Annotated in this window: 22 protein-coding genes and 1 tRNA gene; 6 read left to right on the top strand and 17 right to left on the bottom strand. The window is 68.3% G+C overall.

Annotated features, from left to right (window positions below; genetic code table 11):
- Positions 1-181 precede the first annotated feature (181 nt).
- Positions 182-496 (bottom strand): (2Fe-2S)-binding protein, encoded by a 315-nt coding sequence (locus tag ACFCZ1_RS16375; protein ID WP_073917230.1) that lies wholly within the window; start codon positions 494-496, stop codon positions 182-184.
- A gap of 371 nt (positions 497-867) precedes the next feature.
- On the opposite strand from ACFCZ1_RS16375, the gene ACFCZ1_RS16370 reads away from it, so the two are divergent.
- Entirely contained in the window at positions 868-1,860 is a 993-nt protein-coding gene (locus ACFCZ1_RS16370; protein ID WP_376678949.1) for a helix-turn-helix transcriptional regulator, read from the top strand.
- Between the two features lie 59 nt (positions 1,861-1,919).
- Here ACFCZ1_RS16370 and ACFCZ1_RS16365 read toward each other — a convergent pair whose 3' ends face one another.
- The 4 genes from ACFCZ1_RS16365 to dnaK are packed head-to-tail and all read right to left on the bottom strand — an operon-like array spanning position 1,920 to position 6,110.
- A complete protein-coding gene (locus ACFCZ1_RS16365) occupies positions 1,920-2,384 on the bottom strand; it encodes a heat shock protein transcriptional repressor HspR (RefSeq protein ID WP_376678948.1) in 465 nt (154 codons plus the stop codon).
- Between the two features lies 1 nt (position 2,385).
- Positions 2,386-3,573, bottom strand: coding sequence for a molecular chaperone DnaJ (dnaJ, locus tag ACFCZ1_RS16360; protein ID WP_376678947.1), 1,188 nt, complete (start codon positions 3,571-3,573; stop codon positions 2,386-2,388).
- Between the two features lie 39 nt (positions 3,574-3,612).
- Positions 3,613-4,260: a nucleotide exchange factor GrpE gene (gene grpE / locus ACFCZ1_RS16355; RefSeq protein WP_376678946.1), complete on the bottom strand. Its 648-nt coding sequence runs from the start codon at positions 4,258-4,260 to the stop codon at positions 3,613-3,615.
- Positions 4,260-6,110, bottom strand: a complete 1,851-nt coding sequence (dnaK, locus tag ACFCZ1_RS16350; RefSeq protein WP_376678945.1) for a molecular chaperone DnaK — start codon at positions 6,108-6,110, stop codon at positions 4,260-4,262. The genes grpE and dnaK overlap by 1 nt, the downstream gene beginning before the upstream one ends.
- Positions 6,111-6,351: 241 nt before the next feature.
- Between dnaK and ACFCZ1_RS16345 the strand changes: the two genes are divergently transcribed.
- The 3 genes from ACFCZ1_RS16345 (at position 6,352) to ACFCZ1_RS16335 (ending at position 10,779) form a co-directional block, all read left to right on the top strand.
- Entirely contained in the window at positions 6,352-6,888 is a 537-nt protein-coding gene (locus ACFCZ1_RS16345) for a sugar transferase (protein WP_376678944.1), read from the top strand.
- 110 nt (positions 6,889-6,998) lie between these two features.
- Positions 6,999-9,467, top strand: coding sequence for a (Fe-S)-binding protein (locus ACFCZ1_RS16340; protein ID WP_376678943.1), 2,469 nt, complete (start codon positions 6,999-7,001; stop codon positions 9,465-9,467).
- A 388-nt stretch (positions 9,468-9,855) separates the two neighbouring features.
- The gene (locus tag ACFCZ1_RS16335; RefSeq protein ID WP_376678942.1) at positions 9,856-10,779 is read left to right on the top strand and encodes a Yip1 family protein; all 924 of its coding nucleotides are present in this window, start codon (positions 9,856-9,858) and stop codon (positions 10,777-10,779) included.
- Positions 10,780-10,860: 81 nt separating this feature from the next.
- Here the strand turns inward: ACFCZ1_RS16335 and ACFCZ1_RS16330 are convergent, their stop codons facing one another.
- The 3 genes from ACFCZ1_RS16330 to ACFCZ1_RS16320 all read right to left on the bottom strand — a co-directional run bounded on the left by ACFCZ1_RS16330 (position 10,861) and on the right by ACFCZ1_RS16320 (position 12,224).
- Positions 10,861-11,361 carry a phosphoribosyltransferase gene (locus ACFCZ1_RS16330; RefSeq protein WP_328926772.1) on the bottom strand — a complete coding sequence of 167 codons (501 nt, stop codon included), beginning with the start codon at positions 11,359-11,361 and terminating at the stop codon, positions 10,861-10,863.
- Positions 11,358-11,945: a dCTP deaminase gene (dcd, locus tag ACFCZ1_RS16325; RefSeq protein WP_362389302.1), complete on the bottom strand. Its 588-nt coding sequence runs from the start codon at positions 11,943-11,945 to the stop codon at positions 11,358-11,360. Before dcd ends, ACFCZ1_RS16330 begins: the two co-directional genes overlap by 4 nt.
- Before the next feature lie 66 nt (positions 11,946-12,011).
- Positions 12,012-12,224 carry a hypothetical protein gene (locus ACFCZ1_RS16320; protein ID WP_328926770.1) on the bottom strand — a complete coding sequence of 71 codons (213 nt, stop codon included), beginning with the start codon at positions 12,222-12,224 and terminating at the stop codon, positions 12,012-12,014.
- Between the two features lie 178 nt (positions 12,225-12,402).
- On the opposite strand from ACFCZ1_RS16320, the gene ACFCZ1_RS16315 reads away from it, so the two are divergent.
- Positions 12,403-12,473 (top strand) — tRNA-Gly (locus ACFCZ1_RS16315).
- A gap of 319 nt (positions 12,474-12,792) precedes the next feature.
- Here ACFCZ1_RS16315 and ACFCZ1_RS16310 read toward each other — a convergent pair.
- From ACFCZ1_RS16310 to ACFCZ1_RS16270, 9 genes are all read right to left on the bottom strand, one after another.
- Entirely contained in the window at positions 12,793-13,242 is a 450-nt protein-coding gene (locus tag ACFCZ1_RS16310) for a hypothetical protein (RefSeq protein WP_376678941.1), read from the bottom strand.
- On the bottom strand, positions 13,239-17,768 hold the full coding sequence (locus ACFCZ1_RS16305; RefSeq protein ID WP_376678940.1) for an RHS repeat-associated core domain-containing protein: 4,530 nt from the start codon (positions 17,766-17,768) through the stop codon (positions 13,239-13,241). Before ACFCZ1_RS16305 ends, ACFCZ1_RS16310 begins: the two co-directional genes overlap by 4 nt.
- Entirely contained in the window at positions 17,765-18,316 is a 552-nt protein-coding gene (locus ACFCZ1_RS16300) for a hypothetical protein (protein WP_376678939.1), read from the bottom strand. The genes ACFCZ1_RS16305 and ACFCZ1_RS16300 overlap by 4 nt, the downstream gene beginning before the upstream one ends.
- Positions 18,303-18,653: an SseB family protein gene (locus ACFCZ1_RS16295; RefSeq protein ID WP_376678938.1), complete on the bottom strand. Its 351-nt coding sequence runs from the start codon at positions 18,651-18,653 to the stop codon at positions 18,303-18,305. The genes ACFCZ1_RS16300 and ACFCZ1_RS16295 overlap by 14 nt, the downstream gene beginning before the upstream one ends.
- Before the next feature lie 771 nt (positions 18,654-19,424).
- Positions 19,425-20,474, bottom strand: a complete 1,050-nt coding sequence (locus ACFCZ1_RS16290) for a transglycosylase family protein (RefSeq protein ID WP_376678937.1) — start codon at positions 20,472-20,474, stop codon at positions 19,425-19,427.
- Between the two features lie 149 nt (positions 20,475-20,623).
- The gene (locus ACFCZ1_RS16285; protein ID WP_376678936.1) at positions 20,624-21,841 is read right to left on the bottom strand and encodes a hypothetical protein; all 1,218 of its coding nucleotides are present in this window, start codon (positions 21,839-21,841) and stop codon (positions 20,624-20,626) included.
- A gap of 81 nt (positions 21,842-21,922) precedes the next feature.
- The gene (locus tag ACFCZ1_RS16280; protein WP_376678935.1) at positions 21,923-22,795 is read right to left on the bottom strand and encodes a hypothetical protein; all 873 of its coding nucleotides are present in this window, start codon (positions 22,793-22,795) and stop codon (positions 21,923-21,925) included.
- A gap of 74 nt (positions 22,796-22,869) precedes the next feature.
- The gene (locus ACFCZ1_RS16275) at positions 22,870-23,145 is read right to left on the bottom strand and encodes a hypothetical protein (RefSeq protein ID WP_376678934.1); all 276 of its coding nucleotides are present in this window, start codon (positions 23,143-23,145) and stop codon (positions 22,870-22,872) included.
- Between the two features lie 5 nt (positions 23,146-23,150).
- A complete protein-coding gene (locus ACFCZ1_RS16270; RefSeq protein WP_376678933.1) occupies positions 23,151-23,330 on the bottom strand; it encodes a hypothetical protein in 180 nt (59 codons plus the stop codon).
- Between the two features lie 262 nt (positions 23,331-23,592).
- On the opposite strand from ACFCZ1_RS16270, the gene ACFCZ1_RS16265 reads away from it, so the two are divergent.
- A complete protein-coding gene (locus ACFCZ1_RS16265) occupies positions 23,593-24,579 on the top strand; it encodes a LuxR C-terminal-related transcriptional regulator (protein WP_376678932.1) in 987 nt (328 codons plus the stop codon).
- The last annotated feature ends 457 nt before the right edge of the window (positions 24,580-25,036 follow it).

Genomic DNA, 25,036 nt, shown 5'->3' with positions numbered 1-25,036 from the left:
CGCTGACTCCCTATCCGCTCATCCGGTCGTCCGCCGATCCGCTCATCCGCTCATCCGCCCGCATCTTGTCCGGTCAGCGACTGGACGCGGACATCACAACGGCGCCATCGTGGTCAGGTCCACGATGGCGCCGTTGTGTGGGGGTAGCGCCTGAGCGATCTGGAACGAAGGGGGAATCGCTTCAGGCACTGCGGGGGGTGGCGGTGGTGATATCGGGTTCGAAGAGCTGGTGATCGCGCTGATCAAGATTGACGAAGACCATTCCGTAGCGCACCTCGCAGCGGACGGGCTGCGGCGCGCCCCGCGGGCGGCGCAGGCACCGGTAGGCACGTACGTCCTCGTCCTCCTCGCGCACGACGACGATCGGTTGACCGAACAGGGTGACCATCAGCGAGTCCCCGGGGTACGGGATCGCCGTGGCCAGGTCGATGAACTGCCATCCCGACCGGTAAGCGGAGGCCATTTCGCGGCGGAAGCCGCGGTCGTCGGGGGTCATGCGTCCGAAGACTTCCCACCCATAACCGGCTTGGGTGCGGGGCCCCAGCCGCTGTCGGCCAAGACCTTGCCCCAACCACTGTCGCTCTCACCGGTGGTGGCACCGGCCCCCCAACCGCTGTCGGCGGGCGCGCCGCCCCAGCTGGTCTGCGCGAGCGAGATTCCACCGACAGCAGCGGCCGTAGAGAGAGCAATGGCAGCCACCGAGCGAAGCAATTTCTTGTACATGGTCGACGTTGTCCTCACTTGATGGATTCCTCTCCCCCGCATCTCAGACGATGACTTATCGAGCCACGCCATTGCCACCGTGGCGATGCATCATGTTCCTGTACATGCAGGACCCTGGGGGTGGGAGATTTGCCGATTATGCGGATGAACCAGACACATCCCCATGCGGTGACGGACCTGTGCGACCTGGGGGCCGAGTTGTACGCGAGCGCGCTCAGCTCCGGCCGCATAGCCCGCGAAGAGGTCGAGCAGACGCCCTGCCTGCTGGAATTCGCCCTGCTGCACCCTGACCCGGACGACGACAACTGGCTCCGTCCGGTTCCGCCTTCGGTGGCCCTCGCGCAGCGGCTGCACCCGCTGGAACGGGAGATCCTGCAACGCCGGCGCTCCTCCATCGAGCTCACCGAAGCGTTTGAGCCATTCATGGCCATCAGCGCCCTGACTCCCGCACCCACGCACGCGATCACCGTGCTGGAGGGATTCAACAGGATCAACGCGGCCCTCAATGTCGCCACCGCCGAGTGCCAGGCGGAAATGCTCACCATCCAGCCGGGAGGCGGGCGTTCCGAGAACATTCTGAACCAGGCGATAGAACGGGACCAGCCGCTCATCCGGCGGGGCGTGAGCATGCGCACCCTCTACCAGCACACCGTGCGCCACAGCCGCGGGACGATGGCCTACGTCGACCGGATGGCCAGCGGAAAGGTCGAGATCCGGACGTTGGAAGAGCTGGTCGAACGGCTCATCATCTGCGACGAGTCGGTCGCCTTCATCCCCGCCAGCGACGACCAGCAGATCGCCCTGGAACTGCGGCACCCGGCGCTCGTCCGCTACCTGGCCCGGGTCTTCGAGCAGCTGTGGCGCCGGGCCACGCCGCTCAACGAGCAGATCCCCTACGATCCGACACCCTCGGGGATCTCGGGCGTGCAGCGCTCCATCGCCCAGCTCCTCGTCGAGGGGCACGTGGACGAGGCCATCGCTCGCCGCCTGGGCATGAACGTACGGACCTGCCGCGCGCACATCGCCAAGCTGGCCTCCGCCCTGGGCAGCGGCAGCCGGGCCCAGCTCGGCTTCCTCATCGCCCAGTCGGGGATCCTGGGCCAGGTCTCGGGGCCCACGCGCGGTCCGCGGCTCTGACCGGCCCCGGGGAGACGCCGAAGGCCCCTCCCGTCCGGGAGGGGCCTTCGCACGCGCTGTCAGTCCGTCGGGCGCTTGGGCCGCCAGACGACCAGGGCGCTGCCCGGCACCGGCGGCTGGTACGGGACCAGGTCGCGCCGGTAGGAGGCGTGCACCTGGGCCTCGCGGGCCTGGAGCGTGGCCGCCGCGCCGTCCACCGCGGCGGAGAGCTCGGCCACGCGCTGCTGGAGCGCCGCGACCTGGTTCTCCAGTTCGATGATCCGCTTGATGCCCGCCAGGTTGATGCCCTCGTCCTGGGACAGCGCCTGCACCGTGCGCAGCAGCTCGATGTCACGGGCCGAGTAGCGCCGGCCGCGCCCGGCCGTACGGTCCGGGGAGACCAGGCCGAGACGGTCGTACTGGCGCAGGGTCTGCGGATGCAGGCCCGAGAGCTGGGCGGCCACCGAGATCACGTAGACCGGGGTCTCGTCGGTGAGCTGGTAGCCCCCGCCCAAGCGGGAGGACTGTCGTCGGCGGCCGTCCATGTCATGCTCCCTTCGCGGACTCGAACAGCGCGGAGCGGGGGTCCTGCGACTCCGTCGCCTCGCGGTACATCTCCAGCGCCTCGCGCGCCTTGTCCGACAGCTCGGCCGGGACCGCGACCTCCACCGTCACCAGCAGGTCTCCGCGGGTGCCGTCCTTGCGGACCGCTCCCTTGCCGCGGGCCCGCATCGTACGGCCGTTCGGGGTGCCCGGCGGCAGCTTGAGCGTCACCGCGGGGCCGTTCAGGGTCGGCACCTTGATGTCGGCGCCCAGCGCCGCCTCCGCGAACGTCACCGGGACGGTCACCGTCAGGTTGTCGTCCTTGCGGCCGAACACCGGGTGGGAGTCGACGTGCACGACGACGTAGAGGTCACCGCCCGGACCGCCGCGCTCGCCCGGCGCGCCCTTGCCGCGCAGCCGGATCCGCTGGCCGTCGGAGACGCCCGCCGGGATCCGGACCTGCATGGTGCGCGAGCTGCGGGCGCGCCCGCTGCCCTTGCAGACGTCACAGGGGGTTTCGGCGATCAGGCCGCGGCCCTTGCAGTCCGCGCAGGGGTCGGTCAGCGAGAAGCCGCCGCCGCTGCCCCGCGAGACCTGGCCGGTGCCGACACAGGTCGGGCACACCCGGGGGGTGCCGTTCTTGTCGCCGGTGCCCGAACACGCCTTGCACGGGGCCTGCGAGGACATCCGGAGCGGGACCGTGGCCCCGTCCACCGCCTCCGTGAAGGAGAGGGTGACCTCCGACTCGATGTCCTGGCCGCGGCGCGGCTGGGTGCGGGTTCCCGCACCCGGCCCGGCGCCGCGGTTGAACAGGCCGCCGAAGACATCGCCCAGGCCGCCGCCGAAGCCGCCGCCCGCGCCGCCGGGACCCGGCTGGGCGCCGCCGAACAGGTCGCCGAGGTCGAAGTTGAACGACCCGCCGGCCCCGCCCGGCCCGGGGCGGAAGCCACCGTTGCCGAACAGGGCGCGCGCCTCGTCGTACTCCTTGCGCTTCTTGGCGTCGCCGAGGATGTCGTTCGCCTCGGAGATCTCCTTGAAGCGCTCCTCGGCGGAGGCGTCGCCCTTGTTGGCGTCCGGGTGGAACTCGCGTGCGAGCTTCCGGTACGCCTTCTTGATCTCGGCCTCGGTGGCGTCCTTCGGGACACCGAGGACCTTGTAGTAGTCCTTCTCGACGAAGTCCTTCGTGCTCATCCCCGGTGTCCCTCCTCTCGTGCTCCTACAGGTTCAACATCAGCCCTTGTCGGGGGCATCCGTGTCCTTGTCCGACGGCGCGTCGGCCTCGGCCGACTCGGACTTGGGGGCCGCGCCCGGCTGGGGCTCGGCCACCGCGACCCGCGCGGGACGGATCGTACGCTCGCCGATTCGGTACCCCGGCTGCAGGATCGCCACGCAGGTCGTCTCGGTGACGTCCGGCGCGTACGAGTGCATCAGGGCCTCGTGGATCGTCGGGTCGAAGGGCTCGCCCTCCTTGCCGAACTGCTGCAGACCCATCTTGGCGGCGACCGTCTCTAGCGATTCGGCCACCGACTTGAAACCGCCGACCAGCTCGCCATGCTCCCGCGCCCGGCCGATGTCGTCCAGGGTCGGGAGGAGTTCCGTCAGGAGGGACGCGACCGCGATCTCCTTGACGGTGATCCGGTCCCGCTCCACCCGGCGGCGGTAGTTCTGGTACTCCGCCTGGAGCCGCTGGAGGTCCGTGGTGCGCTCACCGAGCGCCGTACGGGCCTGGTCCAGCTGCGCCAGCAGGGCCACATCCGCTGCAGAGTCCCCGGCCGGGGCCGCCGCCTCCTTGGCGGAGTCGGCGGCCTTCGGCTCGTCGGGCGTGCCGTCGACGGGGACGTCGGGCTTCTCCTCGAAGCCCGGGGTCTCCTCCGACATCAGGCAGCGCCGCCCTTCGGCTTCTCGTCGTCGACGATCTCGGCGTCGACGACGTCGTCGTCGGCCTTCGCCTGGCCCGCGTCACCGGCAGCGGCGCCGGCGGCGCCCTGCGCGGCCTGCGCGTCGGCGTAGATCGCCTGGCCGAGCTTCTGGCTGACCGCGGCGAGCTTCTCGGTCGCGGTGCGGATCTCGGCGGTGTCCTCGCCCTTGAGCTTCTCCTTCAGCTCGGCGACGGCGGCCTCGACCTCGGTCTTGACCTCGGCCGGGACCTTGTCCTCGTTGTCCTTGACGAACTTCTCCGTCTGGTAGACGAGCTGCTCGCCCTGGTTGCGGGACTCGGCCGCCTCCTTGCGGCGCAGGTCCTCGTCCGCGTACTGCTCCGCCTCCTGGCGCATGCGGTCGACCTCGTCCTTGCCGAGCGAAGAGCCGCCGGTGACGGTCATCTTCTGCTCCTTGCCCGTGCCGAGGTCCTTGGCCGTGACGTGCATGATGCCGTTCGCGTCGATGTCGAAGGAGACCTCGATCTGCGGGACGCCACGCGGGGCCGGGGGCAGGCCGGTCAGCTCGAACATGCCGAGCTTCTTGTTGTACGCCGCGATCTCGCGCTCGCCCTGGTAGACCTGGATCTGCACGGACGGCTGGTTGTCCTCGGCCGTCGTGAAGATCTCGGAGCGCTTGGTCGGGATGGTCGTGTTGCGCTCGATCAGCTTGGTCATGATGCCGCCCTTGGTCTCGATGCCCAGGGACAGCGGGGTCACGTCGAGGAGCAGGACGTCCTTGACCTCACCCTTGAGCACACCGGCCTGGAGGGTGGCGCCGATGGCGACGACCTCGTCCGGGTTGACGCCCTTGTTGGCGTCCTGACCGCCGGTGAGCTCCTTGACGAGCTCGGCGACGGCCGGCATGCGGGTGGAGCCGCCGACCAGGACCACGTGGTCGATCTCGGACAGGTTGATGCCCGCGTCCTTGATGACGTTGTGGAACGGGGTCTTGCAGCGGTCGAGCAGGTCCGCGGTCAGCTGCTGGAACTGCGAGCGCGTGAGCTTCTCGTCCAGGTGCAGCGGGCCCTCGGCGGACGCCGTGATGTACGGCAGGTTGATCGAGGTCTCCGTGGAGGAGGACAGCTCGATCTTCGCCTTCTCGGCGGCCTCGCGCAGACGCTGGAGCGCCATCTTGTCCTTGGACAGGTCGACGCCGTGGCCGTTCTGGAACTGCTTCACGAGGTAGTCGACGACGCGCTGGTCCCAGTCGTCGCCACCGAGGTGGTTGTCACCGTTGGTGGCCTTGACCTCGACGACACCGTCGCCGATCTCCAGGAGCGACACGTCGAAGGTGCCGCCACCGAGGTCGAAGACGAGAATGGTCTGGTCGTCCTTGTCGAGGCCGTAGGCCAGGGCGGCCGCGGTCGGCTCGTTGACGATGCGCAGGACGTTCAGACCCGCGATCTCACCGGCCTCCTTCGTCGCCTGACGCTCGGAGTCGTTGAAGTAGGCCGGGACGGTGATGACCGCGTCCGTGACCTTCTCACCCAGGTAGGCCTCGGCGTCGCGCTTCAGCTTCTGCAGGATGAAGGCGCTCATCTGCTGCGGGTTGAAGTCCTTGCCATCCAGGTTGATCTTCCAGTCAGTGCCCATGTGGCGCTTGACGGAGCGGATGGTCCGGTCCACGTTCGTGACCGCCTGGCGCTTGGCCACTTCGCCGACGAGGACCTCGCCGTTCTTGGCGAAGGCGACGACGGACGGCGTGGTCCTGGCGCCCTCGGCGTTGGTGATGACGGTGGGCTCGCCGCCTTCCAGAACGCTGACGACGGAGTTAGTGGTGCCCAGGTCGATGCCGACCGCACGTGCCATTTTGATTCCTCCAGCTGACTTGAGTGCAACAGACTCAACCATGCCGCATCGCCGCGAGGACGTCAACAGAACTGAGTCGACACGACTCAACCTTTAGGCCGCCCTTACGCGCAACCTGTGCCATCGGCCCTGTCGGCACGGGGTGCGGGGGCGAAATCCCGGCGGCGGGCGCCGCACCCGAACGGGGCACCCGGCCGCGCGCCACCCCAGGACCGCCGCAGGCTTACGGCACGGTGCTGGCATGCCTCTGCTGCTGCCCCTCCCCACCCGGCCAGGGCTCCGGCCGGCCAGGCCTTCGGCCAAGCGGGTGCTCGACGTCGCCGGAGCGGCGATCCTGCTCGTCGCCCTCGCCGCCCCCCTCGCGGCGGCGGCGGGGCTGCTCTACGCGACCCAGGGCGGCCGGGCGTTCGTCCGGGAGCCGGCGGTCGGCCTGGCCGGCCGGCCGTTCCGCACCTGGCGGCTGCGCACCGACGGCGCCGGCCGCCTCGGTGCGGCCCTGGAGCGCTGCGCGCTCGACTCGGCGCCCCAGCTCCTGAACGTGCTGCGCGGTGAGATGTCCCTGGTCGGGCCGCGCCCGGAGCCCCGTACGGACCGGCCCGAGCGGCTCTTCGTACGGCCCGGAATGACCGGGCTGTGGCAGGTCAGCGCACGCTCCGACCTACCCTGGGAAGAAATGGCCCTGCTCGACCGGCACTATGTGGAGAACCACTGGCTGGGCATGGACCTGGCGATCCTTGCGCAGACCCCGCGGGCCGCCTACCGGCAAAGGCATGCCTGAGCGACACAGATCACCGCGCGCTCGGCTACATTGCGGCGTCGGGAGTGGGTAACCTCATGCCTTGACTCAATAAGTTACCGCTTAGTAAGTACCGCCCGAGGAGCCCTCCCATGCAACTCGCCGCGATCATCGTGTCGCTGGTCATCACGGTGGTAGCCGTCGCGCTGTTCGGCCGTGCCATCGCGCAGATCTACCGCTTCGTGCGCCTCGGCCAGCCAGTGCCCGCGGGCACGCGCACCGGCGACCCCACACAGCGCACCATCACGCTGGTCAAGGAATTCCTCGGCCACACCCGCATGAACCGCTGGGGCATCGTCGGGTTCGCGCACTGGTTCGTGGCGGTGGGCTTCTTCTCGCTGCTGCTGACGATCGTCAACGCCTTCGGCCAGCTCTTCCAGGCCGACTGGCTGATCCCGATCATCGGTGACTGGCTGCCGTACGAGATCTTCACCGAGTTCCTCGGCCTGATGACCGTGCTCGGCATCGTCACCCTGATCGTGATCCGGCAGCTGAGCCGACCGGGCAGGGCGGGCCGCAAGTCCCGCTTCGCGGGCTCCAAGACGGGCCAGGCGTACTTCGTCGAGGCCGTCATCCTGATCGTCGGCGTCTGCATCATGACGCTGCGCGCGCTGGAGGGGGCCCAGCACGGGGTCGAGGGCTGGGAGCCGGGCTTCTTCGCCTCGTACCCGCTGATCGCCGCCTTCGACGGGCTGAGCCTGAGCACGCTGCAGTACCTCACCTACTTCTTCGCGGCGCTCAAGATCGTCACGTCCTTCACCTGGATGATCACGGTCTCGCTCAACACCAACATGGGTGTCGCCTGGCACCGCTTCCTCGGCTTCCCGAACATCTGGTTCAAGCGGAACGCGGACGGCGCCACCGCGCTGGGCGCGCTGCAGCCGATGGCCAGCGGTGGCAAGGAGATCGACTTCGAGGAGCCGGGCGAGGACGACGTCTTCGGCGTCTCCCAGGTCGAGCAGTTCTCCTGGAAGGGCATCCTCGACTTCTCCACGTGTACGGAGTGCGGTCGCTGCCAGTCGCAGTGCCCGGCCTGGAACACCGGCAAGCCGCTGTCCCCGAAGCTCCTGATCATGTCGCTGCGCGACCACGCGCACGCCAAGGCCCCGTACCTGCTCGCCGGTGGCGGCAAGGACATGGAGGGCAACGAGAAGGCGACGGCGGAGCAGCTCAAGGACGTCCCGGCGGCCGCTCTGGCGGAGGCCGAGCGCCCGCTGATCGGGACGGCCGAGGAGAACGGCGTCATCGACCCGGACGTGCTGTGGTCGTGCACGACCTGCGGCGCGTGCGTCGAGCAGTGCCCGGTCGACATCGAGCACATCGACCACATCGTCGACATGCGCCGCTACCAGGTGATGATCGAGAGCGCGTTCCCGTCGGAGGCGGGCACGATGCTCAAGAACCTGGAGAAGAAGGGCAACCCCTGGGGCCTGGCGAAGAAGCAGCGCGTCGAGTGGACGAAGGAGGTCGACTTCGAGGTCCCGATCATCGGGAAGGACGCGGAGGACCTCTCGGAGTTCGACTACCTGTACTGGGTCGGCTGTGCGGGCGCCCTGGAGGACCGGGCCAAGAAGACGACGAAGGCCTTCGCGGAGCTGCTGAACATCGCGGGCGTCAAGTTCGCGATCATGGGCGGCGACGAGAAGTGCACCGGTGACTCGCCGCGCCGCCTGGGCAACGAGCCGCTGTTCCAGCAGCTGGGCCAGGAGAACGTGGCCATGCTGAACATGGCCTTCGGCGAGGACGACGAGGACCCGGCGACGAAGAAGCCGAAGTCCGCGAAGCGGATCGTCTCGACCTGCCCGCACTGCTTCAACACCATCGCGAACGAGTACCCGCAGCTGGGCGGCGAGTACGAGGTCATCCACCACACGCAGCTGCTCCAGCACCTGATCGACGAGGGCCGGCTGACGCCGGTGACGCCGGTCGACGGCCTGATCACGTACCACGACCCGTGCTACCTGGGCCGGCACAACAAGGTCTACACGCCGCCGCGCGAGATCATGTCGGCCGTGCCGGGCCTGCGGCAGCAGGAGATGCACCGCCACAAGGAGCGGGGCTTCTGCTGTGGCGCCGGTGGCGCGCGGATGTGGATGGAGGAGCGGATCGGCAAGCGCATCAACAACGAGCGTGTCGACGAGGCGCTGTCCCTGAACCCGGACATCGTGTCGACGGCGTGCCCGTTCTGCCTGGTGATGCTGACCGACTCGGTGAACGGCAAGAAGAACGAGGGACAGGCCAAGGAGTCCGTGCAGGTCGTGGACGTGGCCCAGCTGCTGCTGGACTCGGTCAAGACCCCGGAACCGCCGGTGGTCGAGCCGGAGCCCGAGCCGGAGCCGGAGCCCGAGCCCGTCGCCGCGGCGGAGCCCGTCGCAGAGGCCAAGGCCGAGCCCGTCGTCGAGACGAAGGCCGAGGCCGTCGTCGAGGCCAAGGCTGAGGCCGAGGCCGAGGACACGGCGAAGGCCAAGGCCAAGCCCGAGGCCGCCGCTGAGGCGAAGGCCGAGGCGGCCGAGCCGAAGGCGGAGACCGAGGACACGGCGAAGGCCGAGGACGCCAAGTAATACCTGGCAACACGGAACGGCCGGTCCCCCACCCGGGGACCGGCCGTTCCGGCATGTCAGCCCCCGCCTCGGCCCCCGTCCCGCCCTCGTCTCAGCCCTCACCCTGCCGCCCGCGGGGACGAGCTCGGGCGATGGCCGTTCGACGCGCTGACCCCCTCCGCGTCGGCCTCCGCGTCGGCCTCCGCGCCGCCCTTCGTTCGGGTGGGCGATCCGTAGGGAAGGCCACGAAGAGCCACAGAAGCCAACACAGGTGCGCACATCGGACGTCGCGTCGGGGTGAGGACAACCCCCCGGGGTTCCCCTAGGGGATGTCACAGGTCAGCCGCAAAGGCCACGGGTTCCGGCCGCCCGTCCACGGGGGGCCGCGGGACCGGGTACTTTCGATCACGTGGCTGGATTCAGGATCGGACGCGGCCGGGACAACAACCGCACCCCGCAACAACCCCCGCGGCAGCAGCCGTACGGACAGCAGCAACCGCCGCCGTACGGCCAGCAGCCCTACCCTCCCGCAGGCGCGCCGCCGCAGCAGCAGTGGCCGCAGCCGGGTCCCGGGGGACACGGCGAGCCCGAGTACTTCGACCCGTACGGACAGCAGCAGCCGCCGCAGGCGCAGCAGCCCCCGTACGGCCACGGAGGGCACGGGGGCCACGGGGGCCACGGGGGCTACACGAACGACAACCCCGGGCATACCCAGGTCTTCGCCGTCGGCGAGGACCCGTACAACCAGGGCGCGACGTACCAGGCGGGCGCGGCGGCGGCCGCTCCGGCGGGTCCGCGGCTGCCGTGGAAGGAACTGCTCCGCGGCATCGTGATGCGGCCGGGGCAGACCTTCCTGCAGATGCGCGACTACGCGGTCTGGGGGCCGGCGCTGACCGTGACGTTCCTCTACGGGCTCCTCGCGGTCTTCGGCCTCGACGACGCCCGCGAGGACGTGATCAACGCGACCCTCCCCAAGGCCGTCCCGATCGTCCTCTCCGCCGGTGCGGCCTTCGTCATCTGCGGACTGCTCCTGGGCGCGGTCACGCACACGCTGGCCCGCCAGATGGGCGGCGACGGCTCCTGGCAGCCCACCGTGGGCCTGTCGATGCTGGTCATGTCGCTGACGGACGCCCCGCGCCTGCTCTTCGCCGTGTTCCTGGGCGGTGACAACGGTGTGGTCCAGGTCCTGGGCTGGGCCACCTGGGTGGCGGCGGGCTTCCTCTTCACGTCCCTCGTCGCCAAATCGCACGACCTGCCGTGGCCGAAGGCGCTGGGCGCGTCCGCGATCCAGCTGATCGCCCTGCTGTCGATCATCAAGCTCGGCACGATCTGACGGAACGGGCGAAGGGGCCCGCCGCGCAGTGTCTGCGCGGCGGGCCCCTTCACGTGTGCCCGCGTATTTCCAGGCGTACGGCTACGCGTCGAGGACCTGGCCCTCACGCTTCACGACGGGCGGCTCGACCGACCAGGGGAAGTTGATCCACTCGTCGGTCTTCTTCCAGACGTACTCGCACTTCACGAGCGAGTGCGACTTCTCGTAGATGACCGCGGACCGCACCTCGGCGACGTGCCCGAGGCAGAAGTCGTGGACGAGCTTGAGCGTCTTGCCGGTGTCGGCCACGTCATCGGCGATGAGGACCTTCTTGTCGGTGAAGTCGATCGCCTCGGGCACGGGCGCCAGCATGACCGGCATCTCCAGCGTGGTCCCGACACCGGTGTAGAACTCCACGTTCACCAGGTGGATGTTCTTGCAGTCGAGCGCGTACGCCAGGCCGCCCGCGACGAACACCCCGCCCCGGGCGATGCTCAGGATGATGTCGGGCTCGAAGCCGTCGTCTGCGATGGTCTGCGCGAGCTCCCGCACAGCCCGGCCGAATCCCTCGTAGTCGAGGTTCTCGCGTACTCCGTCACTCATGCCTCGTGCCTCACCTGGGTGCGGTGGAAATTCTGGAAGGAGCGCGAGGCGGTCGGCCCGCGCTGCCCCTGGTACCTGGATCCGTAGCGCTCACTGCCGTACGGGAACTCGGCCGGCGAGCTCAGCCGGAACATGCACAGCTGCCCGATCTTCATGCCCGGCCAGAGCTTGATCGGCAGGGTGGCGAGGTTCGACAGCTCCAGGGTCACGTGGCCCGAGAACCCGGGGTCGATGAACCCGGCGGTCGAATGCGTCACCAGACCGAGGCGGCCCAGGCTGGACTTCCCCTCCAGCCTGGAGGCGATGTCGTCCGGCAGCGAGATGACCTCGTACGTCGAGGCGAGCACGAACTCACCCGGATGCAGAATGAACGCCTCGTCGCCCTCCGGCTCGACCATCCTGGTCAGGTCGGTCTGCTCGACGGCGGGATCGATGTGCGCGTAGCGGTGATTCTCGAACACCCGGAAGAACCGGTCGAGACGCACATCGATGCTGGAGGGCTGCACCATCGATTCCTCGAACGGGTCGATGCGAACCCGTCCGCTGTCGATCTCGGCCCGGATGTCTTTGTCAGAGAGAAGCACGTCCCGAGGATACGCAGAGCGCGCGGGCCACCCCCAATCGAGAGGGGCGGCACGCGCGCCCGTCCGCTATCGCTTGACCGCCGGCCCCACGGGCACGGCCTGCCTCAGCCGCGCGCAGCGCGGACACCGCAGCAGCCGCCCCGGCCCGATCCGGCCGGCACCGAGGTGCTGCAGCGGGAAGGAGGCGGTACTGAAAACGTGCCCTTCGGCACAACGGACGACGGTGTGCTCCATCGAGTCCCTTTCCCCAACGAGCCGTACTGCGATGAATCGCCACATTAGGGGATGATCGGGACCTGCTCCAGCTGCCGCTCCGCTGCACACGGTACGCCCCAACTCCCGCACCCACACGTCTCCGTGCACACCACACACGACAACGACCCCGCGGCCAATTCACCGGGGGTCGATCATGGGGTAGAGTGGGCGAAGATACAGATCCAGGCAACTGGAACGCTGCGCGGATGTAGTTTAATGGTAGAACATGAGCTTCCCAAGCTTATAGCGCGGGTTCGATTCCCGTCATCCGCTCTTGAAAGAAGGCCCAGGTCACAGACCTGGGCCTTCATCATTGTCTAGACCTCTCAGCCCATGCCGTGCCCTCCGCGTACCTAACTCGCGGTACGCCTCGGCAAGAGGGCTCTCCGCGCACCACTTGCACCACACGAGCGCAGGCGCGCCTCTCACGAGGAAGATCACGCGGCCGGGTGCCTGCCTGCGGCACCTCTCTCCCCCCACACACAGAGAAGGGGCGTTGGGGGCTCCGAGGCCGGACCGGTTCTGTCGGTGGCCGGCCCGACACCGCACGCCACTCTCGCGCGGTGGGTCGACCCCTTCGTCGACGTCCTCGTCACCCGCTCCTGGAACCAAGCTGTCCAGAGACCTGAGTTCGTGGATCGTCGATGTCAACTGTGATCTCGAACCCCGAGGTTGAGCTAAAAGTGGCCACGTTTCCGGACAGCTGGATCCGATCAAATGGATTGGATTCCGTGAAGAAAATTGCCCAGATGAGCGCACGGTCAACAGTCAACCGTGCGATGAACCCCTCCGACCCGTATGAACCCTCGCCGCCCCACAACAGCCCCTTACTCCCCAGGTCTACTGCGACCAGCCCATCGACCGAAGAGACCCAAGACGGATCGCTCTCCAGCATTTCATCCAGGTCGAACGGGGCGAGCACCCTCAAACCGCTCGGCACGTCGGAGTCGAGGTCAACATCACAGGAGTTCCCGTCTGCAAAGTGCAGGGCATCTCTGATGGGAAGCTGAAAATCTTCCCATAGGCGTTCGATCGTGGTCATTTTGGCTTGCACTTCCCGTTGCGCACGTGCTGTGGCCTCTCCTGAAGTCCAGTCGGGGGGACCGGCTCGCCTAGTTCATTTCTGTTCCGCCCGGAATTCATGCGCCTTCTGAATTGCTCCGCCCATGTTCGTCCGGTTGTCGAATCGGGGTGAACCGCGTTCGGATCGACTCGCTCGATCACTACCGGCCTCCCCACTTCGCGGGCTGCATCAAGCCTTCGGTTGTCGTATGACACCAGCTGGCCGTCTACTTCCATGACCTTCAAGGCTGTTCCAGGACGTTGCCAATCCCACTCCCCGGAGCGCATCTTCTCCACGTAGTCGTTCGGGGAAACGGTGCGTTGGGAGAAGTTCAGATCCTCGGGATTGGCCCATTCCGGCTCCCCAGCCAGCCCTAGGTGGTCAGTCCAGCTGTGGGGATTACGAACATACGCCACCGCGTTGGGTGCTGGAACCAACCCGAGCGGGTCCGGTGTGGTGTAACGGGCGGTTTCCGGGTCGTAGTACCGAAAGTAATTGTAGTTGAGGCCGGTTTCCTCGTCCGCGTACTGACCGGGGAAGCGGAGCGGGCAGTCCACCCCACCCTCTGCATCGGGGAGGGGGGTGCCCCACAGGGTGGTGCGGGATTGCCAGGCGAGGGCGCCGTCGGAAGTGACAAGTTCGATGGGCGTGCCGACCAAGTCCGTGACGATCGCGAGGAAGCGGGCGTCGAACCCGGACTGGGGGGTGGTGTCGGCGAGGTCGAGTATCGAATTGGAGGTCTCGGGCCCAGCCTCGATCGTCTGGCGTGTGGATTGGGATATCGGGCGGTGGGTACCCGGCGCGTAGTCCCACGTCGTCGCCGTGCCGTCCGAGGCGAACTGCTCGGCCAGCTGGGTGCTGTCCCAGGTGAAGGTGAGGGGGGCGCCGTCCGGGCTGGTTTTGGATATGCGGCGGCCCAGGGGGTCGTAGGCGTAGGTCCATTCCTCGCCGTCCGGGGTGGTGGCCTTGGTGAGGCGGTTCTCCGCGTTCCAGGTGTAGGACCAGGTGCGGGTCTGGCCGTTGAGGAGCTTGCGGGTCTTGCGGATCAGACGGCCAGCGGCGTCGTGTTCGTAGGTGGTGCGACCCGCCCGGCGGATGAGGGCGCCCTCGTAGGCCCGGTCTCCGGTCGTGGGGTGGTGCGGTGCTGCGGCGTGGGTCTGGTTGCCTGTGGAGTCATAGGCGTACTTCTCACTCCAGCCGTGTGCCTGGACGCCCGTCACCCGGCCCGCAGGATCCAGGGTGAAGCGCCGTGTTCCGGTCGTCAGCTCCCGGATTTCGGTGAGGTAGCCGTCGGGGCGGTAAGCGTAGGTGCGGTGCTGGAGGATGCGGTCCGCTTCGGACTGGTGGCGGGTGGCGAGGGTTTGCGTGGTGAGGCGGTCACCCCTGTCCCAGGTCTGAGTGAGGGTGGTGTCGTCACCGACGCGTCGTTCGGTCTCGCGGCCGACGGCGTCGTAGGCGAAAGCAATGGTTTCGTCGCCGCTGCTCAGCCGGGTAGGGCGGCCGGCGGGGTCGTGGGTCCACTCCGAACACAGGCCGGAGGGAGTGGTGCGCTGGGTGCGGCGGCCCATGGCGTCGTACGTGTAGGCGCTGATGCGGCCGTTGATTGTTTCCGAGATGACGCGACCGACCGCGTCGTGTTCCCGGGTCAGTTCCGTATCCGCGTTCGCAGCGTGGAGCAGGGCGCCGCTCGCGCCGTATGCGTAGGTTGTGACGTCACCGGTGGTCTCGTCGTGCTGGGTGACCATGCGCCCGACGGCGTCGAGTGTGAAGCGCAGCGTTTGGCCCAGCGCGTTCGTCTGGGCTGTGAGGCGGCCCGCCGCATCCCGTTCGTAGGTGCGTGTGGCGCCGTTGAAGTCGGTTTCCGCGACCAGTCGACCTGCCGCATCGTATGTGTAATGCCACTGCCTACCCTGGGGGTTGGTTACGTCGGTCAGGCGCAACTCGGTGTCGTAGGCGAAGGCATAGTGCGCGCCGTCGGGATCGGTCCTCGTGGCGGGCTGGTCGAAGTAGGTGTAGGTGTACGTGGTGGTGTGCCCGGCCTCGTCGGTGTGGAGGACGAGATTTCCTTCGGTATCCCACTGCCACACCTCGCGGGCGCCGTCCGGCCCCTCGCGCCAGGCGGGCATGCCCTCGATCGTCCAGCCGTGACGCGTGGTCCGGCCCAGGGCGTCGGTGACGGCGGTGACCTGGCCGTGCGGGCCGCGGCGCATGCGACTGGTACGGCCCAGAGGGTCGGTTGTCTCTACCGGGAGACCCGTCGCGTCCGTGGTGATCCGGGTGGTGTGGCCCAGAGCGTCCGTGACGGAGGTGAGGTGGCCCGAACTGTTGTAGCCGTAGTGCGTGACGGCGCCGCTAGGGTCGGTGGTGGACGTGTGGGACCCACGGGCGTCATAAGTGTGGCGCCACACCGCGCCGCCCGGCTCGCACGTCTCCAACGGCAGGCCGCAGTCGTCGTAGACGGTCTCGGCCACGGTGCCGTCGGGCCGCTCGACAGCGATCAACCGCCCCTGGTCGTCGTAGCGGTAGCGCGTGGCGCGGCCCAGGGGGTCGGTGACGGCGATGGGATGCCGGTTGGACTCGTCCCATTCCGTGCGGGTCGTGTTCCCCAGCGGGTCCGTGTAAGCGGTGATCTTGTACGCCTCGTTGCAGACGTACACGCTGGTGTTGCCCTGCGAGTCGGTGTAGCGGGAGGTGCGGGCGGCCGTGTCGTAGTGCATTCGGCCCGACAGGATGCCGTCTGGGCCGATGCCGCGCAGGACGCGGCCCCGGTGGTCGTAGACATAGCCGTACGACGTGCCGTTGCGGTCCGTCCACGACGTCACACGATGTTGCTCGTCGTACCGATAACGCAGCGACTTGCCGGTCGAGTTGAAGACCTCGGCCAGGTTGCCCGCGGCGTCGTAGGCGTAGGCGGTGAGAGTGGTGCTGTGCTCGCGCTGTGCGCCGTGCAGGAGACGCAGGGCTGTGACCCGCAGCAGCTGGGGGTCGGTGTCGACGGCGATACGGTAGCCGCCGGAGTGCGTGATCTCCTTCGGTGCGCCCTGGGCGTCGTAGGTGATGTCGATGCGGTCGCCGTCACTTGTCCGGTCGGTGATCGCCGTCAGAGCCAGCTCGCGGCCGCCCACGGGCAGCGGGGTGAAGTGGAGTGTGCGATTCCGTTCCGGGATGACGATGCGGATGGCACTGTCGTGCTTGCCGTCCCAGTACAGCGGCCAACGGGGACCGGAGGTGGGCAACGTCGCCACATCGGGCTTCGGCACCGGATACGTCAGCAGCATGCCGCCGTCCGTGATGTAGACGACGCCCGCCCCGTCGATCTCCAGACGCTGGTCCAGCGTGCCCGCCCAGGTGGGGCCGAACCACCCCCCGCACGGATGCCCCGACACGTAGTGCCGCTCCAGGACCACCGGCAGGGCGCCGGGCAGGGTGACGTCGATGGCGGACATGACCATCTCGCCGGTCGCCACGTCGATCGGCTCGCCGGCCGTGGGACGCTCCTCGTTGGGCGTGGTGTTCCTGTCCGGATCACTGTCCGTCCGCGCGCGGGCGCTGCCGTCCCGGCGCAAGCCGTCCACACGGCTACTCAGACGCTGCGCAGCGTTCTTGGCCACGGAGGCGCCGCGCCGCATCGCGCCGGCGCCGCCGCTGGCGAGGGCGAGGAGGAGTTCGGGGGTGAGCTGGCCAGCCGCGCGGACAGGGTTTCGCTGCCATTCGTCCCAGTTGACGACGGCTTTGGCGAACTCCTGGGGGTGCTGGACAGCGTAGGAGGCCCCGTCCACCATGCCCGCCAGGTGCAGGCCGACGCCATCAGGCCCGTCTCTGACGAGGTCGTCGAAACCCTCGTACCAGCCGCGCATGGTGTCGCCCGCGCCGCCGAAGAAGTCACCGAGCCCCTTCTCGAACTTGTCCCACCCCTTGCGGGGCGGGGGCTTGTCGGGGGCTTTCTCCGCCGCTGTGTCAAGTTGCCGCTTGGCCGAGTCGATGACGGTCTGGAGTTCGCTCTCCAGCTTGTCCAAGCGGTCGTAGCAGTCCTTCAACGCAGTGAGGCCGGGATCGTCGTCCGGCGGACGCTCCGGCAGCGGATCATCTTTACGATCCAAGGCGGCGTTGTAGTCCGTGACACGGTTCCAGTAGTTCTTGGAGGTCGCCCGTGCCTCGTCCGCGTCGTCGATGATCGGCCTGAGACGCGTGTGAACCGAGCGCAGTTTGTAGGCGTAGGAGTCCAGCGCCTTCCCGGAGGCCTCGAAGTACTTTTGCGCGGACTCCAGTTCCTGGGGAAGCTTCTTCGTCGCGTCCTTGAACCCCTCCGCGCCGGCCCCGGTCCAGTCCATCAAGGACAGGTCGACCAGCTTGTCCATTCCGTCCTGGAACGCGCCTGCATAGGCCAGGAGTTTGAGGGCGAGATCATCGACGTCCATCGAGTTGCCGTAAATGACGTCGCTGGGCTTGGCATGGGGAGGTATGCGCTCGACTCCGCCGCCCTCCATCGCATCGCGGCTCGTCATATGACCGGCCCCTTCGACTTCGACCCGCCGTCGACCTCCCAGCCGCCGTCGACCCGCAGGCGGGGGCGCTGGGGCACGTCCTGGTAATTGCCGGTGTCGCCGTCGTCCAGCCACGGCTCCTGATAGATCTCTGGCGGCGGATCGAACTTCGGCCTGGACCCTTCCTGCCACGCCTTCATGCCTTGTTCGCCGAACGGCAGCTTGGCAATGTTGGCCGCGGTCGGCGAGAAGTCCTTGATACGCAGCAGATCGGCCAGCACGTAGGAGGCGAGGACCTGCCGGAGCGTCGCCACCACCGTGTCCGTGTGCTCAGCCACTCGCCCCATGCCGAAGCCCCATGCCGAGAGCATCTTCTCGGTCGCAGATCGGATTTCGAAATCGGCCGAGTTCGCGATCTGCGCCGACATCTCGCTCCAGTCACGCTTGATCTGGTGCGCGGCCACCACGGACTCCTCCAGCGGCGTCAGCACCTTGCGCACCGAGGCGATCTCGATCTTGTAGCCGTCACCCGGGGCCAAACCCGGCTCTCCCGTGTCAGGCTCCGCCATTACGCTCCCCCTGCGTGTCCGTGGTCTCTAGTGCTTCCGCGTCCAGCACGAACGTCCGTGGACCCAGCGGATCCACCAACGCGCGCACCCCCTCGGGCAGCAGTTCCACCAAGTCCGCGACGGTCGTGGACGCCCACCCGCAGGGCCCGGCGAACAGCCCGAGTGCTTCACAGGAGGTGAAGACCGGCACCACCGGCCCTTCTTCCGTCTCGCAGACCAAGAACCCGGGCTCGTCAGGGCGTTGGAAGTACAGGCGCGCAGAGCGCATCGCCGCCTGCCGCTCGGAAGGAGACATCGACGCGACCATTTCGGCACGTGCCAGATCACGCAGCGACACGTCTCCCCCTCAGTCCGCTCGCATCATCACTGGATGACAGCCCACCACAAATGATCGTACATGTGTGCCATCTCCATTGATTTTATTCGAGGTTGGCACACCGTGTCGGTGCCGCTGGGGGAGTGTGGACGGGTTGGGGGAGACCGTACGGGCATGACCGCCGGGCGGCGCGAAGCTGGCCGCGACCTCCACATGCCGGAACAGGATCTAGCCACCGCCTGCACCTTTCTGGCGAGCGAAGGCCTGATCGCCGTCGACGGGGATCCGAGCAGCACCCCGGCGTTGGTCGCCCTCGCCGATGAGGGAATCCGGGGCAGAGGCCGGAGTGGTGATCCGGCGACTGCTGGACTGGGCGGGACACCAATTCCGCGCCCTTGGCCTGCCCGATCCGGACGACCTCGCCGTCAGCCTCGTCTCCGACCATCAGGGCATGTCGCTGCCGGCCAACGCCCTGCGCGACCCGGACATCATGACCGCTAGGGAGCCCGCGCCTCCTCCGCCCGCTCGGCTCCCTGGACATTCCCCGACAGAACCCCGGACCGGCGTGCCATTACGTGCCAGTCAGGGCGGTAATCAACGGTCAACACGGGTGCACCCAAGCCCCGCGCAGGCCGATCCAAGGGACACGTTTTCGCAGGTCAGCGACCACACGCAGCTTCGAGCGCCGAGTGATTCCCAAGCTTATAGCGCGGGTTCGATTCCCGTCATCCGCTCCATGACAAAGCCCCAGGTCAGCGACCTGGGGCTTTTGTGTTCCCTACCAGCGGGCCATTACCAGGCGCCGGTGATCGGGATGTCGCCCGGGTTGCCGTAGACGAAGCTCGAAGCGACTGACCCGTTGTCGTTCGACAGGGAGAACTTCTGCGTGGCCGGCTCGTAGACACCGATGGAGTCCACGCCGTCGCCGTTCCAGTCACCGATCAGCGGGGTCCAGTTCGGGTTGCCGAACATCGCGTTGCCGAGCGTGTTGCCCGCCAGGTCACTCTGGTAGAAGGTCGCGTTGCCGGGGCGGTAGACCGCCACCGAGTCCTTGCCGTCCCCGTCCCAGTCACCCGCCAGCGGAACATCGCCCGGGTTGCCGTAGACGAAGGTCGCAGCCACCGTCGCGTTGTCGTTCGACACCGAGAACCGCTGCGTCGCCGGCTCGTACACACCGACCGTGTCCTTGCCGTCCCCGTTCCAGTCACCGATCACCGGGATCCAGTGCGGGTTGCCGAACCGGACCGAGATCGCCGCCGTGCCGTTGTCGTTCGACAGGTGGAAGTCACCCGTCTCCGGGTCGTACACACCCACCGAGTCCACACCGTCACCGTTGAAGTCACCGATCAGCGGAGTCCATCCCGGGTTCCCGAACATCGCCGAACCCAACGTGCTGCCCGCACCATCCCGCTCGAAGAACGTCTGCGTCGACGGACGGTAAACACCCGCGTAGCTCTTCCGGTGGCTGGGCGCCGGGTACGGGTCGGCGTGGTCCGCCCCGAGACCGGCCGCCGGGCCACAGCTGGGCCAGGCGCCCTGTCCCTGGCCGGCCAGGACCTTCTCGCCTATCAGGATCTGCTGCTGCTTGGTGGCCTGGTGCGGGTACGCGGCGTACTGGGTGCCGCCGTACGCCTTCCACGTGCTCAGGCTGAACTGCAGCCCGCCGTAGTAGCCGTTGCCGGTGTTGATGCTCCAGTTCCCGGTGGACTCGCACTGGGCGACCTTGTCCCAGGTGGCCACCGAGGCGGCCTGGGCGGGCTGGGCGGCGACGGCCGTGAGGCAGGCCGCGGCAAGGGCGAGCGAGCCGGCGGCGCGGATGGCGGTCGACAGGGTGTGACGCATGGGGTGTGACTCCTTGGGCGGTACGGGCGGGCGCGGCTGCGACGTGCGGGGATGGCGGCGAGGCTGCGACCTCGGGTGCGGGGTGCCAGGTGGGCGCCGACTACGCGGCGGCGCCCACCCGTTGACCTCTCGCACCCAGGCCGGTCGACCTACCAGGCGCCGGTGATCGGGATGTCGCCCGGGTTGCCGTAGACGAAGCTCGAAGCGACTGACCCGTTGTCGTTCGACAGGGAGAACTTCTGCGTGGCCGGCTCGTAGACACCGATGGAGTCCACGCCGTCGCCGTTCCAGTCACCGATCAGCGGGGTCCAGTTCGGGTTGCCGAACATCGCGTTGCCGAGCGTGTTGCCCGCCAGGTCACTCTGGTAGAAGGTCGCGTTGCCGGGGCGGTAGACCGCCACCGAGTCCTTGCCGTCCCCGTCCCAGTCACCCGCCAGCGGAACATCGCCCGGGTTGCCGTAGACGAAGGTCGCAGCCACCGTCGCGTTGTCGTTCGACACCGAGAACCGCTGCGTCGCCGGCTCGTACACACCGACCGTGTCCTTGCCGTCCCCGTTCCAGTCACCGATCACCGGGATCCAGTGCGGGTTGCCGAACCGGACCGAGATCGCCGCCGTGCCGTTGTCGTTCGACAGGTGGAAGTCACCCGTCTCCGGGTCGTACACACCCACCGAGTCCACACCGTCACCGTTGAAGTCACCGATCAGCGGAGTCCATCCCGGGTTCCCGAACATCGCCGAACCCAACGTGTTGCCCGCACCATCCCGCTCGAAGAACGTCTGCGTCGACGGACGGTAAACACCCGCGTTGGTCGGACGCGTGTCGTCGACGATGTTGTCGTAGCGCAGGCCCTTGTAGAGGCTGGTCGGCCAGCCCGCGACCGAGCTGCTGTTGATGTTCGCCGTGTACTTGTTGGTCAGGACGCTGCTGTTCTGCTCGGCGTAGTACGTGAAGGTGCCCGCCGACTTGTCCTTCCAGCCGCCGAAGAGGATGACGTGGGCCTCGGTGTAGTTCAGGGCGTCACCCGGAAGCAGCGAGGACTTGCTGACCTCGGACGAGATGCTGGGCAGGGTCCAGGTGTTGTACGACTGGGTGGCGTGCCAGGCCATGGACACGTAACCCGAGCAGTCCTCCCGGTAGTTGGTCCCGGATCCGTCGGTGTGGTAGCCGGACTGGTTGTACGGGACGCCCTGGTCCACCCAGTACTGGGCTCTGGCCATCACCTCGCTGCGGGTGATCTTTCCGCCCTTGGAAGAGGCGGCCTGGGCGGGAGCGGCGGCCACGGCCGTCAGCGCGGTCGCGGCGAGGCCGGCGGAGACCAGGGCGGAGGTGCAGCGCAGAACGGTGGAGCGGGCGATGCGGGACATGGGTGTCTCCTGGCAGGTGCGTCGGCAAGTAAGTGGTGGGGTGCGGTGATGCGGTGGTGGTGCTGAGTCGGTGGGCGGACGTCAGCCGGCGAGCATGGCCAGCACGGAGGCGTCCGAGCGGGGGTCGTAGGACGACGGCGCGGCGGAGTCCCACTCGTCGAAGGTGAGAAGCGTCAGTACGGCGCCGCGCTGGACTACGTAGATGTGGTTGGTCTGGGCGCCGGGCGCCGAGATGCCTTGGACACCGTTCCAACGGCGGGACCATCCACGGCCGTTGTCGATGGTGGCCGTCTGCTGGACCGCCGCGTCGGGGGACAGCTTGTACTGCTTCTGGAGTGCCTGGCTGGTCTGGGCGCAGGAGTTCATGCCGTCGAGGACCCTCTGGTACGCGGTCTTCGCCGCCGCCTCGTCCTTGAACGACAGGGAGTTCTGGATGGCCGGGGTCTTGTGCGAGCTGATGAAGCCCTGCTGCCGCCAGTTGGTGGCGCCCGGCACCGATACGCACTCGTTGAGCTGGAAGTCCTGGGCCAGTGGCTGGGTGATGGCCGGCGCCAGCTCCTTCCACTTCTGCTGGGCGTTGTCCGGGAGCTGGGCGGGCTCCACCCGCTCGGCCTCCAGGGCCGCGACGACGACACCGCCGCCGCCCTTGGCCGCCTTCGAGCCCTTGTCCTTGCTCCTGTCCGGACTCTTGTCCGGGCTCTTGGCCGGGCCCTTTCCAGCCGTGGCGGACGGACTGGCGGCTGCGCCGGTGACGGGCTGCTCCGACGGCGTCTGTCCTGCGGGGGTGGCGGCAGGTGCGGCTTCGGCGCTGGCCGCGCCGCCCGCCGTCGGGCTCGGCGGGGCGTCCGAGGCCTCGGCGTGCTGGACCAACCCGTAGACGGTGGCTGCGGCGAGGACGCCCGCACTGGCGAGCACGGCGGTACGGACGCGACGGGGCGCGGCGGTGCGGGACATGGCGGGTCTCCTAGAAAGGGGCAGGCCGAAGGGGCCTCGATGTAGGGAAGTCGGGGCGCTGAGCAGAGAAGGCGTCAGCAGTACGTCACGGTGGCGCGGTAGCCGTGCGAGACGAGAGGCGAGTGGGCCCGGGCGAGGATGGCGTCCGCCTGGTCGAGGGCTGCGCCCTCGGATGCGGCACGCAGGAAGAGGTAGATGTCCATGCCCGCGTCGGTCGCCTTGGCCCGCAGGTGCTCCAGCCTGTCGGACGGTGCGGTGTGCGCCCAGATCAGATCGGAGACGAGGGCGAGCGCACTGTCCTGCGTGGGACCTTGGGGAGTCCCGGCGAGCGAGGCACGGATGACGCGCATCGGGCTTAGTCCCAGTTGATGCTGTTGGTGCCGGCCGTCGGGGCGGTGTCCCAGTTGATGCTGCCCGGACCGGCGGCGCTGATCTTGGTACTCCCGTTGGTGACGGCAGAGGCGGTCGTGGCGGCTCCGGCGCAGAGCAGGGCGGAGAGGGTGGCGGCAGCGGCGATGCGGGCGGTGCGGGACATGGGATCCCCCTGGATCGAAGGTCGTAAAGCGGATTCGGTGACTGCTGCTGCGCGCTGCTCCGGACCGCCCTTGCGGCTCTGGCCTTGAGTCGGGGACTTCGCCCCCGCCGTTCCGGTGATCACTATGTTGCTGCCCGCCTGACCTGCGGAAAAGGGGTTTCGGGTGGCACCAAGACGCCTGTCCCCTTGGTGCCACCTGTGGATTACGATCACGGAACCGGCCGCCCGCGTGAGCGGCTGACGATCAGTTGGGGGACTGAGAATGCTGCAATCTTTGGGTTTGGGACCGAACGTCGAGGCCGTGTATCGGGGGATGTTGGCCGACCCGTCGGGGGGCGTGGCGGAGCTGTCCGCGAGCCTCGGACTCACCGAGACACAGGTACGGGACGGTCTGGACCAGCTCGTGGATCTCGACCTGCTGAGACCGTCACGGGACAGTCCGGGTGCACTGCGCGCGGTGAGTCCCGATCTGGGCCTGGAGCTGCTGCTGCGCCGACAGGAAGAGGAACTCGCCCGTCGCCAGGAGGAGTTGTCCCGCAGCAAGGCGGCCGCCGCGCGGGTCGTCTCCGAATTCGCGGGCCTCCACCCGAACACCGAGGTCGACGGAGCGGAACGACTCGTGGGCATGGACGCCATCCAGAGCCGACTGGAGAAACTCGCCCACGAGTTGACGCACGAGTGCGCGGCGATCCTGCCCGGCGGCGCCCTGTCCGAGGCGAGCCTGGACGCCTCGCGACCGCTCGACCGGCGCGCCCTGGGCCGCGGCATCGACATCCGCTCGGTGTACCAGGACAGCGCCCGCAATGATCCAACGACGCTGGCCTACGCCCGGTGGCTCACGGAGGAGGGCGGCCAGGTACGCACCAGTCCGCTGCTGCCGCCCCGCCTGCTGATCTTCGACCGCAGGGTGGCGGTCGTCCCGATCGATCCCGCCAACTCCCGCCTGGGCGCCCTGTGCACCCGGGCGCCCGGCATCGTGGCGTCACTCCAGACCTTGTTCGACCAGACCTGGGACTCCGCCGTCCCCCTCGGCGCCGATCGCCCGCGCCCCACCGACTCGAAGCCCACCACGGGCGAACTCGAACTCCTCAAGCTCCTGGCCTCGGGGCTCACGGACGAAGCGGCCGGCAAGCGCCTCGGGGTGTCCCTGCGGACCGTCCGCCGCCAGATGTCCGCACTGATGGAACGCCTCCACGCCAGCAGCCGCTTCGAGGCCGGCCTGAAGGCGGCCCGGCAGGGCTGGCTCTGAGCCGCTAAGCCACCGCCCCCGCCAACGCGATCCCCCGCCTGGCCGGCGCCCTCCCCGACACCACGCTCGCCTGCACGGCGGTCGGCGGGGTCCTCTCCGTCACCGGCTGCGTGCTTCTGGGCATCGCCACACACAGGCGTCCGGGCGGCGCTGCCCGTGCCACAACGTGCCAGAAGGGGCGGTAAACGGCGGTCAACAGCGGCTTCGCGAAGTCGGCCCACACGAAGTCTTCGATGGCCGTTCTCGCAGGTCAGGCACAGGGCACATGGCCAAGTGCCGAGTGATTCCCAAGCTTATAGCGCGGGTTCGATTCCCGTCATCCGCTCTTGAGAGAAGGCCCAGGTCAGCGACCTGGGCCTTCTTAATTGTTCAGACCTCTCAGGGCATGCCTGCCCTCTGTTTGCGCCAACTCCGCGAGACGCTCGGCGAGTTCCGCGGCACCTCTCCTTCGGCACCG

It is taken from the genome of Streptomyces sp. NPDC056224, from assembly GCF_042267665.1.
Taxonomy (GTDB): domain Bacteria; phylum Actinomycetota; class Actinomycetes; order Streptomycetales; family Streptomycetaceae; genus Streptomyces.
Note: the sequence above shows the minus strand (reverse complement) of the source record. Positions and strands in the feature narration are given on the sequence as shown.